We start from the raw sequence: 16,904 nt of genomic DNA, 5'->3' as shown, positions 1-16,904 counted from the left end.
ACCGATGATGCAACAAGAACGTCTAATTACTCAGCAGCAGCTTCAACCACTTCAACTAAAGTCCAAGACTTAGTTTTAGAAATTGGGCGGCTTTCTTTAATGGTCACAACATCACCAGTTTTAGCTGTGTTGTTCTCATCATGAGCGTGTAATTTTGTTGAACGGCGGATTAATTTGCCATACAACGGGTGTTGAACGCGGCGTTCGATAAGAACAACAATAGATTTATCCATTTTGTCACTTACGACTTTGCCAGTTAACGTGCGAACTGTTTGCTCACTCATTGTCCGTTCCCCTGTTTTTCGGTAAGGAGGGTCTTAATACGAGCAATAGTCTTACGAGTTAACGCAACTTCATGCGATTTACCCAATTGACCAGTTGCTTTTGCCATACGAAGACGGAATTGGTTAAGCTGTTGCTCATCAAGCAAAGCTGTCAACTCTTCTACCGACTTTTCACGTAGATCTTTAGTTTTCATTACATCACCGTCTTAGTAACGATAGTGGTTTTGAAAGGAAGTTTAGCAGCTGCTAGCGTAAACGCTTCGCGAGCCAATTCTTCACTCACACCATCCATTTCGTACAAGATCTTACCTGGTTTGATTTGGCAAACCCAGTATTCCACAGAACCTTTACCTTTACCCATACGAACTTCTAATGGCTTTTCAGTAATTGGTTTGTCTGGGAAAACACGGATAAAGATCTTACCACCACGTTTAACACGACGGCTAATTGTACGACGCGCAGCTTCGATTTGACGAGCTGTCATTTGACCACGCTCAACAGATTTAAGTGCGATTGTACCGAAAGATACTGTGCTACCACGGTGCGCTAGACCAGTATTACGGCCTTTTTGCACCTTACGGAATTTAGTACGTTTAGGTTGCAACATGGATTATTCTCCTTTTTCAGCAGAACGATCATTGCGACGACCACGACGCTCTTGACCTTCACCACGACCGCGACCGCGTTTAGCTGGACGCTCTTCAGCAGGAGCAGGGTTCATGACTTGTTTCATGCCACCTAAGATCTCGCCACGGAAAATCCAAACTTTAACACCAATCGTACCGTAAGTAGTTTCAGCACGCATAGTAGAGTAGTCGATGTCTGCACGAAGTGTATGTAAAGGCACACGACCTTCACGATACCATTCTGTACGTGCAATTTCAGCACCACCTAAACGACCAGAAACTTCAACTTTAATACCTTTAGCACCAGCACGCATAGAGTTTTGAACCGCACGCTTCATAGCACGACGGAACATTACACGTTTTTCCAATTGAGAAGCAATTGCTTCAGCAACAAGACGCGCGTCTAAGTCTGGGCGATCGATTTCGTTGATGCTTACTTGCGCTGGAACACCCATGATAGTGGTAAGTTCACGCTGTAATTTTTCAATGTCTTCGCCTTTTTTACCGATAACGATACCAGGACGAGCAGTGCTAATCGTTACTTTAGCAGCGCCAGTAGGACGTTCGATAAGAATATTGCTGATCATCGCACTTTTAAGTTTTTTAGTTAAAAACTCACGAACTTGAAGATCTTTAAGCAAATATTCAGCGTATTGTTTCGGACTCGCATACCAGTTGGCGTTATGACGTTTTACAACACCAAGGCGGATACCGATTGGATGAACCTTCTGACCCATATCAAACCCCTACCTTAACGGTAATGTGACAAGTACGCTTAGTAATACGATCTGCACGGCCTTTAGCACGTGGCATAATACGTTTAAGGCTCATGCCTTCATCAACGTAAATCGTAGTAACTTTAAGGTCGTCTACATCTAAACTGTTATTGTGTTCAGCGTTTGCAATCGCAGATTCCAATGCTTTTTTAACTAAAACTGCAGCTTTTTTGTTGCTGAAGTTTAAGATATTAAGCGCGTGAGCAACTGATTTGCCACGGATTAAATCTGCAACCAAACGAGTTTTTTGTGCCGAGATAGCGGCACCGCGTAATTTAGCAGTAACTTCCATCATAGCACCTTAACGTTTAGACTTCTTGTCAACACCGTGACCACGATAGGTACGAGTTGGCGCGAATTCACCTAATTTATGACCAACCATGTGTTCAGATACAATCACTGGAACATGGTTACGACCATTATGGACAGAAATTGTTAAACCAACAAAATCTGGGAGGATCATCGAACGACGCGACCAAGTTTTGATCGGCTTACGGTTATTAGCCGCGATAGCCGCTTCAACCTTAGCGAACAAGTGCGCATCGACGAATGGGCCTTTTTTCAGAGAACGAGGCATTGTCAGATTCCTTTACTTGTTACTTAACGCGACGGTCGCGAATGATCATCTTAGTCGTACGCTTATTGGTACGAGTCTTGTACCCTTTCGCTTTTTGACCCCATGGGCTTACAGGTTGAATACCTTTGTTACGCCCTTCACCACCACCATGTGGATGGTCTACTGGGTTCATCGCCATACCACGAACGGTAGGACGAACGCCACGCCAGCGTGATGCACCTGCTTTACCAAGTGAACGAAGGTTGCTTTCTGAGTTAGATACTTCACCTAACACAGCGCGACATTCAACGTGTACTTTACGCATTTCGCCTGAACGTAGACGAATGATAGCGTAAGAACCGTCACGACCTAACAATTGAGCAGAAGTACCAGCAGAACGCACTAATTGCGCGCCTTTACCGATTTTAAGCTCGATGTTATGTAATGTAGAACCAATTGGCATGTTGCGAAGTGGCAAGCAGTTACCTGTACGAATTGGAGCATCGTTACCAGACTGAACTTTATCACCAGCGCGAAGACCTTTAGGTGCAATGATATAACGACGCTCACCGTCAGCATAAAGCACAAGTGCAATATGAGAAGTACGGTTAGGATCGTATTCAATACGCTCTACAGTTGCAGGAATACCATCTTTGTTACGTTTAAAGTCAACAAGACGATAGTGCTGCTTATGACCGCCACCAACGTGACGAGTTGTAATGTGACCGTTGTTATTACGACCACCAGTACGTTTTTTAGCTTCTACCAACGGTGCATAAGGCGCGCCTTTGTGAAGATGGCTATGAACCACTTTCTCTACAAAGCGACGTCCTGGAGACGTTGGCTTACATTTTTGAATAGGCATAATTCTCGTCCTTACTCCGCTGCGTTTTCAGCGGTATCGCCCAAGTCAGCCATTTCAACATCTTGGCCAGCTTTCAGGGTGACGTATGCTTTTTTAACATCAGAACGACGTCCTAATGTACGACCAAAGCGCTTAGTCTTACCTTTAGTGATAGTCGTGTTAACTTTAACAACTTCTACACCAAACAATTGTTCAACTGCTTTTTTGATTTCAAGTTTGTTTGCATCAAGTGCAACTTTAAATACTTGAACACCAGCAGTCTCACCTAAAACTTGTGCTTTTTCTGAGAATACAGGTCCTTGGAGGACTTGATAGATACGTTCGTTGTTCATCCGAGTTCTACCTCAATTTTCTTAGCAGCAGCAACAGACATTACAACTTTATCGAACGCGATCAAGCCAACAGGATCGATCCCAGCAGCATCAACCACATCAACGTGTGGAAGGTTACGTGCAGCTAAATATAGATTTTCATCTACAGCTTCAGTAACGATTAATGCGCGAGTAGCGTTCAAGTCGTTAAGTTTTGCAAGCAATTCTTTAGTTTTAGGCGCTTCAACAGCAAACTCTTCAACTAATACAAGACGATCTTGGCGAACAAGTTCAGCTAAGATACATTGCATTGCACCGCGGTACATTTTACGGTTCACTTTTTGTGACCAATCTTGTGGACGAGCGGCAAAAGTTTTACCACCACCAACCCAGATTGGGCTACGAATAGAACCAGCACGAGCGCGGCCAGTACCTTTTTGACGGAATGGTTTTTTACCACCGCCAGAAACGTCTGCACGTGATTTTTGTGCTTTTGAGCCTTGACGACCACCAGCTAAATAAGCTGTAACAACTTGGTGTACAAGTGCTTCATTAAAGTCACGACCAAACGCAACTTCAGACAATTCAACAGCAGAGCCGGAAACAGTTTTTAAATTCACGTTATTTCCCCTCAGGCCTTGATCGTAGGACGAACAGTTACGTCACCACCAGTCGCACCAGGAATCGCGCCTTTAACAACAAGAACTGAACGTTCTGTGTCGATAGCAACAATTTCAAGACCCTGTGTAGTTACGCGTTCAGCACCTAAATGGCCAGCCATTTTTTTGCCTTTGAATACGCGACCAGGAGTCTGGTTTTGACCAGTAGAACCTAAAACACGGTGAGATACAGAGTTACCGTGAGTAGCATCTTGAGTACGGAAGTTCCAACGCTTAACACCACCTTGGAAACCTTTACCTTTAGACGTACCAGTTACATCAACGATTTGACCAACTGTGAACATATCAACAGTTAGTGTACCGCCAACTTCACGACCTTCAAGATCAGCTTCTGTAGCACGGAATTCTTGAACTAGACGACCAGCAGCAACACCCGCTTTAGCAAAGTGACCTTTCTGAGCGTTAGTTACGCGAGATTCGCGACGTTCACCAGTAGTGATTTGAATCGCTTGATAACCATCAGTTTCAAGCGTTTTGATTTGAGTGATACGGTTAGGATCAACCTCAATCACTGTTACAGGTACAGAAACACCAGCATCTGTAAAGATACGTGTCATACCGCACTTGCGACCGACTAAACCAATAGCCATGTGCATAAACCTCTAAAAAAGCGGCTTAATTAACTTAGAGCGTTAATTAACCGAAAGTCTTAACCCAATGCGATCTGAACATCAACACCAGCTGCAAGATCCAACTTCATCAATGCATCTACAGTTTTGTCTGTAGGTTGAACGATGTCGATCAAACGTTTATAAGTGCGGATCTCGTATTGGTCACGCGCATCTTTGTTAACGTGTGGTGATGTTAAAACGTTGAAACGTTCGATGCGAGTAGGCATCGGAATTGGACCACACACTTGTGCGCCAGTACGTTTTGCTGTTTCTACGATCTCTTGAGAAGATTGATCAATTAAACGATGATCAAAAGACTTAAGACGGATACGAATTCTCTGGTTAGACATACCAGTTAACTCCAAGCCAAATATATAAAGAATCACTCCTGACGCATCTCACCCCACTAAAAAGGCAAGTGTCAAGAGCAGTGAAAATCACTAAGGTCATGATCGATGCCACGACTGTAACGATCTGGATAACTTTCTTCGCTATCCAACCCTTCATATCGAAGGGTCGCCCATTATAACGATTGTTTAACGCTTAAGCAAATATATTTAGCACTTTTCCTTATTTTTTAAATAACACATATGAATCAATGTGTTTGCTTTTTATTCAATGATTAAGTTTGTAGTACATAATCAATTGCATGATTTAAAAGTTGTCGACCCTGCTCAAAATCATTTTTTTGGGAGGTTTTTAAATAGTCCAAAGCCTGTACATATTGCCCTTGAAAAACTTGCTGATCTTCTTCATGTTCAATAAAAATTTCTAAACTCTGGGGCGTGATTTCTGGGTGAAACTGAAAACCAATGACATTTTTCCCAATTTGATACACTTGATTCGCACAAACATTATTTTCAGCCAAACGAATGGCACCTTTGGGAATATCAAAAGTTTCACTATGCCATTGCATCACTTGCATCACTAAAGGCAATTGAAAGCAAAACTCAGGTGTCGCTGCGCTTTTATAAACAGTCGTCCATCCTAATTCTTGCATGGTATTTCGATACACATTTGCACCTAACGCATTTGCAATGAGCTGCCCACCTAAACATAAACCAATCGCAGGTTTAAATGCAGCCAAATAACGTCGAATCCAACGTTTTTCTATTTTTAACCAAGGATAATTAACTTCATCATTTACGCTCATTTCTCCTCCCATAATAATGAGTAAATCGACATCATCAATATGAGGTAAAGCATCAATGTCTAAATGAAAATCTTTAGGAAGTGCAAAAAACTCTGTCGCTGTAATTTCTGCATTTAATGATTTTAAATAATCATAACAACTACCAAAACCTTCACCTGTAATATGCTGAAAATAGTGAACTTTAAGTTTTTTCATGGGATCACCTATTTTTGTAGTATCGTTTATTCAATCAAGTCAAAATCTAGATACTGTGATGCAAAAAGGAAGCCAACCACCATTTTAAAAATTATTTTTTCACAAATATTTGCTTTCACCCTACAAATCGTTATGTTTTGCTTAGATTAATTTTTTTATTTATTTGAGACTCATGATGAACCAGAAAAATTTTCAAACTTCACTTATTCATGCACCACGCAAAGCACCTCAATATATAGATACTGTACAACCTCCCCTATTTCGTGCATCCACGATTATTTTCAAAGATACAAATGCACTATTTAATCGCCATTGGACGGATGAATATGACTATAGTTATGGCACACATGGCACACCAACAACGTTTACTTTAGGTGACAATATTGCGCAAATTGAAGGAGGAAAATATTGCTTACTGGCGCTCAGTGGCTTATCAGCAATCAATCTGGTGAATTCATGTTTTTTAAGACATGGTGATGAAGTCTGGGTTGCCGATAATATTTATGGTCCAAATATGGAGCATTTACGCAATCTTGAAACGCGTTATGGAATTATTGTCAAAGTCTATAATCCAATTGATGCCGATACATTTCAACCTAGCCAAAATGCAAAACTCATTTGGTTAGAAGCTGCTGGCTCTGTAACGTTAGAATTTCCAGACCTCATCACCCTCGTAAAAAAAGCCAAAGAAAAAAATATACTGACTGCTTTAGATAATACTTGGGGAGCAGGTCTAGCATTTAATGCTTTTGATTTTAGCAATGAACATTTATCTGTTGATATTTCAGTTCATGCTCTCACTAAATATCCAAGTGGTGGTGGTGATATTTTAATGGGTTCTGTCGTGACTCGAAATCAAAAACTCCATCATGAATTATTTCGCATGCATGCAATTCAGGGGATTGCCATTTCAGGGGATGATGCAGCACAAGTACAGCGTAGTTTAGCTTCAATGCAAATTCGCTATCAACATCAAGCACAAACAGCCCTAAAAATTTTAACATGGTTAAAAAACCAAGATATTTTTGCACAAGTTTTACACCCTGCCGACCCTGATAATATTAGCCATCAATATTGGAAAGAAACTTGTCAAACTAAACAAAGCGCAGGTTTAGTCAGTGTAATTTTCAAAACTAAATATGATATCCAAGCTATTCGTAAATTTTGTGACCATTTACAATTATTTAAACTGGGTTTTAGCTGGGGTGGTCCTGTTAGTTTAGTGATGCTTTACCAACTTAATCAAATGCGTCAACTGGAACATTCTCATTTACAAAATGGTATTTTGGTACGTTTCTGTATTGGCTTAGAAGATGCTGAAGATCTAATTCAAGATATTCAATATGCGCTAAATTCTTTGATTTAATTTAACTTAGCAAACAAATAGACCCTTATGAGGGTCTATTTTTCATTTCACACATATATTAAAAATAATTCAATAATCAATTTATTTACAACACAAAATAACGATAAATATTGATTAAATAATATTTTTTATTACTCTCTAGTTTGTCTCAATAATTTTTTTATTTATCTCGGTATTGCAATTTTATTCATAAAGATATATTTTAAATACATCTTATAAAGCCAGATTAAAAAGGTCTAGCCATGACTCCAGAACATATCGAACTTGTTAAAGCGACTGTACCTGTGCTTCGTGAAAATGGTGTTGCACTTACTCAATATTTTTATAACAGAATGTTAGCCAACCATCCTGAGCTAAAAAATGTTTTTAATATGGATCATCAAAGCTCTGGGCGTCAACCTCGTGCCTTAGCAGCAGCGGTACTGGCTTATGCTGAACATATTGAAAATCCTAGTGTTTTAGCGAAAGCGATTGAGCATATCACCACAAAACATGTTAGCCTCAACATTCAAGCTGACCAATATGCCATTGTTGGTGACAACCTCTTACACTCTATCAGTGAAGTGTTAAATGTTCCTTTTGAATCGGATTTAATTGCGGCTTGGAAAGAAGCTTATTTACAACTCGCTGATATTTTAATTCAAACTGAAAAAAATAAATATGAAGGCTTAGCACAGCAAAATGGTGGCTGGTCAGGTTGGCGTCCATTTGAAATTACAGCAATAGAAGCAACAGAAACTGGTAAGAAATTTACATTGAAAGCACAAGATCATCAGCCAATTCCAACTGCTGAAGAAAAATCTTATATTTCAGTGAAAGTTCAAGTGCCAAATCACGAAATCCAACAACCTCAACAGTTTATTTTTTCAGAAGCTCAAAATAATTCTGAATATCAAATTGAGGCTAAATCTGTTGAAACACCAACCGAGTTTTCAGTTGCAAATATTTTGCTAGATCATTATAAAGTTGGCGATATTGTACAAGTAACCGCACCATTAAAAGGCTAAAATGCGCTTATATAATGATAGGTCAATGTAAAAGTTGACCTATTTAGTCTGATTTATTTTTAAGTACTTTTCATTTCAATAAGTTTCAAGCTAACATAGCTTTAAGTTCATTCATTGAAAGCGTTATGCAGTTAAATAAGTTTACTGATTATGCACTTCGCCTAGTCCTTTACGTCTCAAAACCCAAAGACACCCCCTACACTATTGCTGAGATTGCCAAAGATTTACAAGTTTCAGAAAATCACTTAGTCAAAATTGTTCATTTTATGGCAAAACAGAACTGGCTGATCACAACACGTGGTAAAGGTGGTGGAATTCGCTTAGATCCAAATGTATACACTTGTCAACTTGGGGCAATGGTACGTATTTTACAAGGTGAAGCACCCATCGTTGAATGCAATACTCCGCCCTGTGTTTTGAGAAGTCGTTGTGGTTTAAAAGGTATTTTAGATGATGCCGTTGAACGTTTTTATCAAGTTTTAGACCAATACACCATCGCAGATGTTGTTGCTCACTCACAAGGTGCCGTTAAATCTCAGCACTCCCCTATAGAACTCATTCAACTCTAATCAAAGATTAATTTTCTATCTTTTCGAATATTTTTAATTGTAAATTTCACGGTTATATTTCAGGTTGATTTCTTAATTTACACGCATAAATTCGTCAGAAGCACTCTGATCATTTATACTAGTATCCAATTTTTAGTTTGAAGTTGAATTATGCATCGCAGCAGTGGAAAGTCGAAAAATAGTAAAACAGCAAGTGCTCCTCGGCAGAAAATTAGCTACGAAAAAAAGGTAGACTCAGTTGTTTCTGAATACTCAGCCATTGCATTAAATTGGTTGCGTAAAGCTGAATTTTTAATGAGTGCGCCGAAACTGGATTTGTGCGTAGAAGATACAGGCTATGAAGTTGCTTTCGCAGGGCGCTCGAATGCTGGAAAATCCAGCGCAATTAATGCTATTACCAATCAAAAGCAACTCGCTCGCGCTTCTAAAAAACCTGGTCGTACACAAATGATCAACTTTTTTAGTTTAGGAAATCCAAACCAACGTCTGGTCGATTTACCTGGTTATGGCTATGCAGCTGTACCTGAGGCAATGAAAATTGTTTGGCAAAAAGAACTTGAAAATTATTTGATTCATCGTCAAAGCTTACAAGGTTTGATTTTGCTCATGGATATTCGCCATCCTTTACAACATTTTGATGTCATGATGTTAGAGTGGGCTTATTCACGTCAATTATTTGTCCATGTGTTGTTAACCAAATCTGATAAGCTTAATCGTGGTCCTGCTCATCAAGCATTATTAGATGTAAAACAAGAATTGAAAAAGATGAAACTTAACTTTTCAATTCAACTTTTTTCTTCTTTGAACAAACAAGGTCTAGAAGAGCTTGCCAGTGTTATGGGTGGTCGTTTAAACTTTACTCTGGACAACCCGACAGGCTTTGATCTAGACAGCATTCCTGAAGCATCCGAATCTGACTTAGAATTAGAGCAAAACGAACTATCTGAACAACAACCCTTAACATCAGATTCAGATAAAACAGAATAAATTTGTGATTGTCTGACCAAATTCATCACAAATTGATATTGGGATGTCCTAAATTGCTAATAACAATTCGGGACATTTTTTTATACTAAAGAAAAGTGTGAAATCACGAAAGAAAAATTAGGACACTGTGATGAAGTTATTATCTCGATTAAAGAACAGTAAGATTGGATCGTCTATTCAGTATCATATCAAACCACGTAAAGTGAAATTTGAATGGCAAGAAACTCCTCTTGACTGGATTCCTACTCAGCCTTTTGTTAGCTATTTTGTAAATGAAATTAATAATATTTTACCTGCGGGTGAATTTTGGTTCTGCCGCTTATACAACCGTGTTTTACCTAAAATTACAGATGAAAAGTTAGCAGAAGATGTACGTGCATTTATTCGCCAAGAAGCAATGCATGCTCAAGCCCATGTTTCTGCGAATAAAGAATATTTAACTGTTCGTAATATTGATATCCAACGTAACCTAGATGTGATGGATTTTCTATTTGGAAAACTCTTAGCAGACAAACCTTTAGGCTTAAATATTCCTACAGCATTAGAACATCAGTGGGATTTATTCCGTTTAGGTATCGTAGCAACCGTTGAACACATGACTTGTGTACTTGGTAAGTATGTTCTTTATAATAAAAAGTGGGAACAACTAGGTGCCGATCCTAACATGCTTGACTTAGTAAAATGGCATGGCGCAGAAGAAATCGAACACCGTACTGTTGCGTTTGATTTGTATCGTCACTTAGGTGGAGGTTATATTTCACGTTATTACCAAAGTGTGATCGTAATTCCTGCTGTTCTTGGTTTATGGGTAGATGGTGCAGCACATATCATGGGACAAGATCCACGTTTTGCAGACAAAAAACCTGCTTTATACAAACCATGGATTTGGCGTGAGTGGGCAAAAATCGCTCAAGCAGATAATCGTCTCATGCCACACCCTTTATGGTTAGTTTCTCAACAACTTGGTTATTTAATGCCTTGGTATGACCCAGTTCACGAAGCTAAAACTGAAGATGCAATTGCATATTTAGATCAATCCCCAGCAGCAAAACGTGCTTTACCTAAAGTCGCTTAATTTCTTGTAAAAAAATAGCCATACTCGACGTATGGCTTTTGACTCTTTCTAATAAAAATATTATTATTTAATTAAACTTAAAAATTACTACTTACAATAAGAAGACTTCTAATGAAAAAATTACTTCAACTGGTTTACCTATTCTTTCAAAAACTTTTAGGAAAATCATTAAAATCAACTCCATCATCATTTTCAACCACACTCAACTCTCATACAGTGAGTTATTGCACGCACTTAATTCCATCATTAAAAGATAGTCATCAAAAACTCATCAAGGTTTACAAACAAATCGAAAAATCTTTGAAGTCAAAGCAATATGAAGAAGTTGCATCATTAATAAATATCTTAAATACAGATTTGCAGCATCATATTACACAAGAGGATATGAGTTTTTATAGCTATCTTGAACAACAGTTTTCCAACCAACCTGACTATCTAGATTTTGTTAAAATGTATAAAGAGGATATGCACCATATTTCTCAGCAACTTATGACATTTATTAAAAAATGGCAAAATGAAACTGTTTCCGATACAAACGTTGCACTTTTTCAAAAAGAATATTTAGCGATTGGTCAGGTTCTGACACAACGTATAAGTGGTAAAGAGGATCAATTATATCCACTTTACCAACCATCTTTTTAGTTTTAACCCGAAGTAGATGTATTTTCTAATGCTTTAGTGTGGTGATCAACCACCACACTAATCATCATATCTCCTTGCACATTCACTACAGTTCTTACTGTATCCAATAAGCGATCTATGGGTAATAAAATTGCGATTGCTTCCGCAGGTAACCCTACAGATTGTAAGACCATGATCATCGTCACCATACCTGCACTTGGAATACCGGGCGCACCTAGAGATGCGATCATTGCTGTCAAACAAACAATCACTTGCTGCCCTAAACTTAAATCCAACCCCATCAGATTTGCAATAAATAAAGCCGCAGCAGCTTCATATAAAGCAGTACCATCCATATTTAACTGTGTACCCAGAGGAATCACAAAGCCTGCAGTTTGTGGTCTTACACCTAAATTTTCCTGCGCACATTTCATGGATAAAGGCATCGTCGCTGAACTGGAACTAGTTGCAAATGCCGTAATCAAGGCGGTACGTGTTCCCTTAAAAAAGGTAATAGGATTCATTTTTCCAAAAATCCACAACAATAAAGGCAAAACAACCGCGCCATGAAAAATAGTTGTTCCCGTCACGACAGCCGCAAATTCAGCTAAACGACTTAATATTGAAATATCTTCTGTAGAAATCAATTTTGCGAGTAATGCAAAAATCCCAATCGGTGCGAGTTTCATTACCCATCCGACCATCATCATCATCACTTCAAAAAACTGTGTACTCAGTTGTCTGATGCCCTTAAAACGCTCTCCACCTTTGACCAGAGCAACACCAAGGAGTAATGCAAATAATACCACTGCAAGCACATTCCCTTCTGCAAATGCCTTAAATGGATTAATGAGGGTATTTTGAATAAAATTCGTAAAAAAAGAACTGGCTGTTAAGGTATCGGGTGTTTGGTGTTGATTCATTGCATCTTGAAATAAAGCAATATCTACCCCTTTTCCAACATCAAATAGATGCGCACAACTGATTCCAAGAATTAAAGCCAAAGTCGTTGTTGTTACACAACACGCTAAAGTGATTTTCCATGTTCGACTCAGTTGTCCGCCTGCCTGAAGATTAGAAACACCAACAACTATTGAGCTAAAAATCAGGGGAATTAACAGCATTTTTAACAAACCAATAAAAATACTACTGGCAATCCCTAAGCCGTAAATACTGGCATCAAAAAACTGCGTACTTGGAAATTGATTGAGTAAAAATCCAAATGCGATACCTAAAATGGCAGCGATTAAAATTTGTGTGTTTAGGCTCATCTATGCTGACTATTTAATTCTTCCTTATTGGGCAATATGCCATTGATACTTTTATGAATCGAGCATTTTTTTGTGACAAGCTCAGTATAAAAATCACAAAGCCACCTTTTCAGATGGCTTTCTTTTATGATTTTGTTATTTCGCTCACTCGATTTTAACGTTGCTCAATTTCACGCATACGCATTAAGCCTTCCTGAGTCGTGCTACATACAAGCTGACCATTTTGCCACATACGACCATGATTTAAGCCTCGAGAGCTTGCTGTCACAGTTGCATCCATATCGTAAAGCATCCACTCATCTGCTTTCACAGGTTTATGGAAATAAATCGCATGATCAATACTGGCAATTTGAATACTCGGTGTTAAATAATTTACACCATGAGGTCGTAGCGCTGTCACCATAAAAGAATAATCTGAATAAAATGCAACGATCGCTTGATTTAACGCTACATCGTCTGCAAGTTCTGGTGGCAGCTTTTCATAGGTTTTCATATAGAAAGCATTTGATGGCGCTTCAGGTTGTGGCTGAAATGGATTACTAATATTAATCGGCTTAATATCAATTTGTCGTGGACGCATAAAAGCTGTGCGAATATTTTCAGGAATAAAGTTAATTAAATTTTCTTTTAACTCTTGTTCAGATTTTAAGTCATCAGGTCGAGGATAATCTGGTTCATTGACTTGATAATTTAAACCATCTTCTGGCGTTGCAAATGAAATCATAGCTGAAAAAATAGTACGACCATGTTGAATGGCACGAACTTGGCGACTTAAGAAACTTTTACCATCACGTAACTTGTCTACTTCATAAATGATCGGTGCATTGATATCGCCACCATATAGAAAATAAGCATGCATCGAATGCGCAGGACGATCTGCTGTATAAGAAGCTGCACGTAAAGCCTGCCCTAAAACTTGCCCACCAAACACGCGTTTGCCTACAAGATTACGACTTTGCCCACGAAAAATATGTTCTTCAAGCTTCTCAAGTGTTAAAAGATCAACAAGCTCTTGGGTTAAAGCATTCATATAAAAAACCTATTCTTATTTGGGCTGCCCTGAAGTAAAATTCATTACATGCCTGAAATGTCAGATAATGAGGGTTATTCTGCCATAATTTCAGTCTGATTGACTAAAGATTCATAAACAATGCCGTCACTTATTTTTTTTGTTATCATTTCTAAAAATACGATTTTTAACGATAAAGTTAAACACTGATGTGACGATTTATCAGAAAATATCATTTTGTTTTAAGGCTAATATTAAGAAAATATTGGCTTTTTATTTAATGCCATATTTCTTATGTGCTAGGAGTAAGTATGTCCAAGAGTGGTTTTGGTCAAATGTATCGTAAACTTTCGAGTAAGTTACTTGACCTTGTGGTAACTCCACATGTTCTTGGCGAGGTTCCAACGGAAGTACAACCTCAAGAAAATTTACCTAAAGACACTGAAATAGAGCAAGTAAAAACTCAAAAAATAGTGTGCTATGTACTACAAAACTTTTCACGTAGTAATGCTTTGGTCGTCGATGGTGAAACACGTCGTTTGAAGTTAGCGCCAGCGCTTGATCCTGTACAAGTAGGCTCAAATCGTGAAAAAGCCGCTATTTTATTTTTGCAGCATCAAGATGAAAATAATTATTTTAATCCACCATCTCACCCATTTCCGCCACGTTTATTGCGTTTAATTGATGCTTTAGAACAAAATCCAGAATTAGACATTGAATTGGTTCCTGTGACTGTACTTTGGGGACGTTCACCAGATAAAGAAGACTCTTGGTTTAAGCTGTTATTTACAGATACTTGGGCAACGCCAAGCAAAGTCAAACAGCTTATGAATATTGGTGTACATGGTCGTCAGTCGTTCCTAGAGTTTCATGAAGCCAAATCATTACGTGACTTAGTGAACTTTGCAAAAACGCAGCATCCAAATGTTTCACCTGCAACGTATATTATCAATCAATTGAATGATTATTTAGATCGTCAACGTGAAGTGATTCTGGGTCCTGACTTGTCAGATCGACGTAATGTTATGTTGTCATTGATCAAGTCACCTGATGTGCAAGATGCAATTCGTAAAGAAAGTGTGCGCTCTAAAATCAGCATGATTGAAGCAGAACGTAAAGCGATTGGCTTCGTCAATGAAATTGCTTCGGATTATTCTTATTCAGCAGTTCGTTTTGCTGAAGTTGCCCTGACACGTTTATGGACGCAACTTTATGACGGGGTTGAAGTACATAACTTTAGCACTGTACGTGAACTGGCAAAAGACTATGAAATCATTTACACACCATGTCACCGTAGTCATATCGACTACTTGTTATTGTCTTATGTGATCTTTAAACGTGGCTTGATGGTGCCATATATCGCTGCGGGTGATAATTTAAATATGCCTTTTGTAGGGCAGTTACTGCGTGGTGGCGGTGCATTCTTTATTCGTCGTTCATTCCGTGGCAATGCATTGTATACCTCGGTCTTTAAAGAATATCTATATAGCATCCTTTCTCGTAACACGCCTTTGGAATACTTTATTGAAGGTGGACGTTCACGTACTGGTCGTTTATTACCACCAAAAACGGGGATGTTAGCCATGACCGTGCATGGTCATTTACGTGGCAAAACCAAACCGATCGCATTTGTACCGACTTATATTGGTTATGAACGTTTGATGGAAGGTGCAACCTATGTTGGTGAAATGAATGGTAAGCCGAAAGAGTCCGAATCTATTTTTGGCATCATTCAGACGTTGAAAAAGATTGAACGTATTTTTGGTAAAGTACATGTCAATTTTGGTGAGCCTGTTTTCCTTGATGATATGTTAAAAGCGCATGGTGCAGACCAAGTTCAGATTGCGCACAATGATGACCCTGTACCAGATCAAGTTTCAGCGGCTGTAAATACTTCAGCACATATGATTTTAGAAAATATTAACCGTGCTGTGGTCATCAACCCTGTTTCATTGTTGTCGTTGATTTTATTGGCAACACCGAAGCATACACTTGATGAAGAAATCTGTATTAAACAACTTGATACCTATCGTGATTTGTTAACTGCTATTCCTTATGACGGTCGTACACAAGTCACACCGCTTTCAGGCAAAGAAATCATCGCTTATGGTCTAAAACTGAAATTGATTAAGCGTGTTCAACACGTACTTGGCGATATTATTGCCATTGCTGATAATCAAGCGATTTTATTGACTTATTTCCGCAATAATATTTTGCATGCTTTTGTTTTACCGTCACTTGTTGCAGCTTTGGTTGAACATAACGGTAAAATCAGTCATAGCGATTTGATCAATGTCATTCGCACACTTTATCCGTTCTTAAAAGCAGAATTGTTCTTGAAATGGAAAGATGATGAGATTCAAGATCAAGTCAGTCTATACGTCAAAGCTTTGGCGCAAGCAGATTTGATTTTTGTTGATGATGAAGGTTTTATTTTCAGTCCTGCACCAAACTCGGAAGATCATAATCAGCTTGCGGTATTGGCTGCGCCTGTACGTCAAAGTCTTGAGCGTTATTACATGACTTTGGCTTTGATCACACAGCGTGGTTCGGGCAATATTTCAACCAATCAAGTTGAAACTTTGAGCCATTTACTCGGTCAGCGTTTGTCTGTGTTGTATGAGTTCAACTCGCCTGAGTTCTTTGATAAAGCGTTGTTCCAAAGTTTTATCAAGGTGTTGACTGAGCAAGGTTATATTGCCAAAAATGATGAGGGTTCGATTGTTTTTGATGAGCAATTCCGTAATGTTGCGCAGTATGCCAACTTGGTGCTGGATGATGTGACTTTGCAAATGCTTCAACACATTACTTCGTTTACTGATGAAGAATTAAAAGAAGCGTTGGATGCGGTGGCTGCACAGCAAGCGAAGAAGCGTTTGAAACGTAAGAAGAAGTAAAGCCTTATAAATCCCCTCTCCTTTTAGGAGAGGGCTAGGGAGAGG

At 38.8% G+C, this 16,904-nt stretch carries 20 protein-coding genes and 1 pseudogene; 7 read left to right on the top strand and 14 right to left on the bottom strand.

What is annotated here, in order from left to right; translation table 11 throughout:
- Positions 1-26: 26 nt before the first annotated feature.
- The 12 genes and pseudogenes from rpsQ to HX005_RS12025 all read right to left on the bottom strand — a co-directional run bounded on the left by rpsQ (position 27) and on the right by HX005_RS12025 (position 6,057).
- Entirely contained in the window at positions 27-284 is a 258-nt protein-coding gene (gene rpsQ, locus HX005_RS12080) for a 30S ribosomal protein S17 (protein WP_107007579.1), read from the bottom strand.
- A complete protein-coding gene (rpmC, locus tag HX005_RS12075) occupies positions 281-478 on the bottom strand; it encodes a 50S ribosomal protein L29 (RefSeq protein ID WP_004650482.1) in 198 nt (65 codons plus the stop codon). The genes rpsQ and rpmC overlap by 4 nt, the downstream gene beginning before the upstream one ends.
- Positions 478-891, bottom strand: coding sequence for a 50S ribosomal protein L16 (rplP, locus tag HX005_RS12070; RefSeq protein ID WP_004725694.1), 414 nt, complete (start codon positions 889-891; stop codon positions 478-480). The genes rpmC and rplP overlap by 1 nt, the downstream gene beginning before the upstream one ends.
- A pseudogene (gene rpsC / locus HX005_RS12065) lies at positions 831-1,647 on the bottom strand (30S ribosomal protein S3). The gene rplP and the pseudogene rpsC overlap by 61 nt, the downstream one beginning before the upstream one ends.
- A 1-nt stretch (position 1,648) precedes the next feature.
- Positions 1,649-1,978 (bottom strand): 50S ribosomal protein L22, encoded by a 330-nt coding sequence (gene rplV, locus HX005_RS12060; RefSeq protein WP_065994096.1) that lies wholly within the window; start codon positions 1,976-1,978, stop codon positions 1,649-1,651.
- A gap of 9 nt (positions 1,979-1,987) precedes the next feature.
- On the bottom strand, positions 1,988-2,263 hold the full coding sequence (gene rpsS, locus HX005_RS12055; RefSeq protein ID WP_004281508.1) for a 30S ribosomal protein S19: 276 nt from the start codon (positions 2,261-2,263) through the stop codon (positions 1,988-1,990).
- 19 nt (positions 2,264-2,282) lie between these two features.
- Positions 2,283-3,107 (bottom strand): 50S ribosomal protein L2, encoded by an 825-nt coding sequence (gene rplB, locus HX005_RS12050; RefSeq protein WP_107007577.1) that lies wholly within the window; start codon positions 3,105-3,107, stop codon positions 2,283-2,285.
- Positions 3,108-3,118: 11 nt separating this feature from the next.
- Positions 3,119-3,439 carry a 50S ribosomal protein L23 gene (rplW, locus tag HX005_RS12045; protein ID WP_130074346.1) on the bottom strand — a complete coding sequence of 107 codons (321 nt, stop codon included), beginning with the start codon at positions 3,437-3,439 and terminating at the stop codon, positions 3,119-3,121.
- Positions 3,436-4,038, bottom strand: coding sequence for a 50S ribosomal protein L4 (gene rplD, locus HX005_RS12040; RefSeq protein ID WP_068973570.1), 603 nt, complete (start codon positions 4,036-4,038; stop codon positions 3,436-3,438). Before rplD ends, rplW begins: the two co-directional genes overlap by 4 nt.
- A gap of 11 nt (positions 4,039-4,049) precedes the next feature.
- On the bottom strand, positions 4,050-4,688 hold the full coding sequence (rplC, locus tag HX005_RS12035; protein ID WP_286377551.1) for a 50S ribosomal protein L3: 639 nt from the start codon (positions 4,686-4,688) through the stop codon (positions 4,050-4,052).
- A 59-nt stretch (positions 4,689-4,747) separates the two neighbouring features.
- Positions 4,748-5,059 (bottom strand): 30S ribosomal protein S10, encoded by a 312-nt coding sequence (gene rpsJ, locus HX005_RS12030; RefSeq protein WP_004725677.1) that lies wholly within the window; start codon positions 5,057-5,059, stop codon positions 4,748-4,750.
- Positions 5,060-5,331: 272 nt separating this feature from the next.
- Positions 5,332-6,057, bottom strand: coding sequence for a type 1 glutamine amidotransferase (locus HX005_RS12025; protein WP_286377550.1), 726 nt, complete (start codon positions 6,055-6,057; stop codon positions 5,332-5,334).
- Positions 6,058-6,232: 175 nt separating this feature from the next.
- Between HX005_RS12025 and HX005_RS12020 the strand changes: the two genes are divergently transcribed.
- The 6 genes from HX005_RS12020 (at position 6,233) to HX005_RS11995 (ending at position 11,703) form a co-directional block, all read left to right on the top strand.
- Complete coding sequence (locus HX005_RS12020) at positions 6,233-7,423, top strand: PLP-dependent transferase (RefSeq protein WP_286377549.1); 1,191 nt, start codon at positions 6,233-6,235, stop codon at positions 7,421-7,423.
- A 242-nt stretch (positions 7,424-7,665) separates the two neighbouring features.
- Positions 7,666-8,430 (top strand): globin domain-containing protein, encoded by a 765-nt coding sequence (locus HX005_RS12015; RefSeq protein WP_286377548.1) that lies wholly within the window; start codon positions 7,666-7,668, stop codon positions 8,428-8,430.
- 125 nt (positions 8,431-8,555) lie between these two features.
- The gene (locus HX005_RS12010; RefSeq protein WP_286377547.1) at positions 8,556-8,999 is read left to right on the top strand and encodes an RrF2 family transcriptional regulator; all 444 of its coding nucleotides are present in this window, start codon (positions 8,556-8,558) and stop codon (positions 8,997-8,999) included.
- Between the two features lie 150 nt (positions 9,000-9,149).
- Entirely contained in the window at positions 9,150-9,986 is an 837-nt protein-coding gene (gene yihA, locus HX005_RS12005) for a ribosome biogenesis GTP-binding protein YihA/YsxC (protein WP_286377546.1), read from the top strand.
- Positions 9,987-10,116: 130 nt separating this feature from the next.
- On the top strand, positions 10,117-11,061 hold the full coding sequence (locus HX005_RS12000; RefSeq protein ID WP_286377545.1) for a metal-dependent hydrolase: 945 nt from the start codon (positions 10,117-10,119) through the stop codon (positions 11,059-11,061).
- 111 nt (positions 11,062-11,172) lie between these two features.
- Positions 11,173-11,703 carry a hemerythrin domain-containing protein gene (locus HX005_RS11995; protein ID WP_286377544.1) on the top strand — a complete coding sequence of 177 codons (531 nt, stop codon included), beginning with the start codon at positions 11,173-11,175 and terminating at the stop codon, positions 11,701-11,703.
- Between the two features lie 2 nt (positions 11,704-11,705).
- Here HX005_RS11995 and HX005_RS11990 read toward each other — a convergent pair whose 3' ends face one another.
- Positions 11,706-12,953, bottom strand: coding sequence for a dicarboxylate/amino acid:cation symporter (locus HX005_RS11990; RefSeq protein ID WP_286377543.1), 1,248 nt, complete (start codon positions 12,951-12,953; stop codon positions 11,706-11,708).
- Positions 12,954-13,107: 154 nt separating this feature from the next.
- A complete protein-coding gene (locus HX005_RS11985) occupies positions 13,108-13,983 on the bottom strand; it encodes an acyl-CoA thioesterase (RefSeq protein ID WP_107007566.1) in 876 nt (291 codons plus the stop codon).
- 290 nt (positions 13,984-14,273) lie between these two features.
- On the opposite strand from HX005_RS11985, the gene plsB reads away from it, so the two are divergent.
- Positions 14,274-16,859: a glycerol-3-phosphate 1-O-acyltransferase PlsB gene (gene plsB, locus HX005_RS11980; RefSeq protein WP_286377542.1), complete on the top strand. Its 2,586-nt coding sequence runs from the start codon at positions 14,274-14,276 to the stop codon at positions 16,857-16,859.
- Positions 16,860-16,904 lie beyond the last annotated feature (45 nt).

It is taken from the genome of Acinetobacter sp. R933-2, assembly GCF_030325485.1.
In the GTDB taxonomy this organism is placed as follows: domain Bacteria; phylum Pseudomonadota; class Gammaproteobacteria; order Pseudomonadales; family Moraxellaceae; genus Acinetobacter; species Acinetobacter sichuanensis.
The sequence above is the reverse complement of the archived record's forward strand: the minus strand, read 5'-3'. Positions and strand labels throughout refer to the sequence as shown.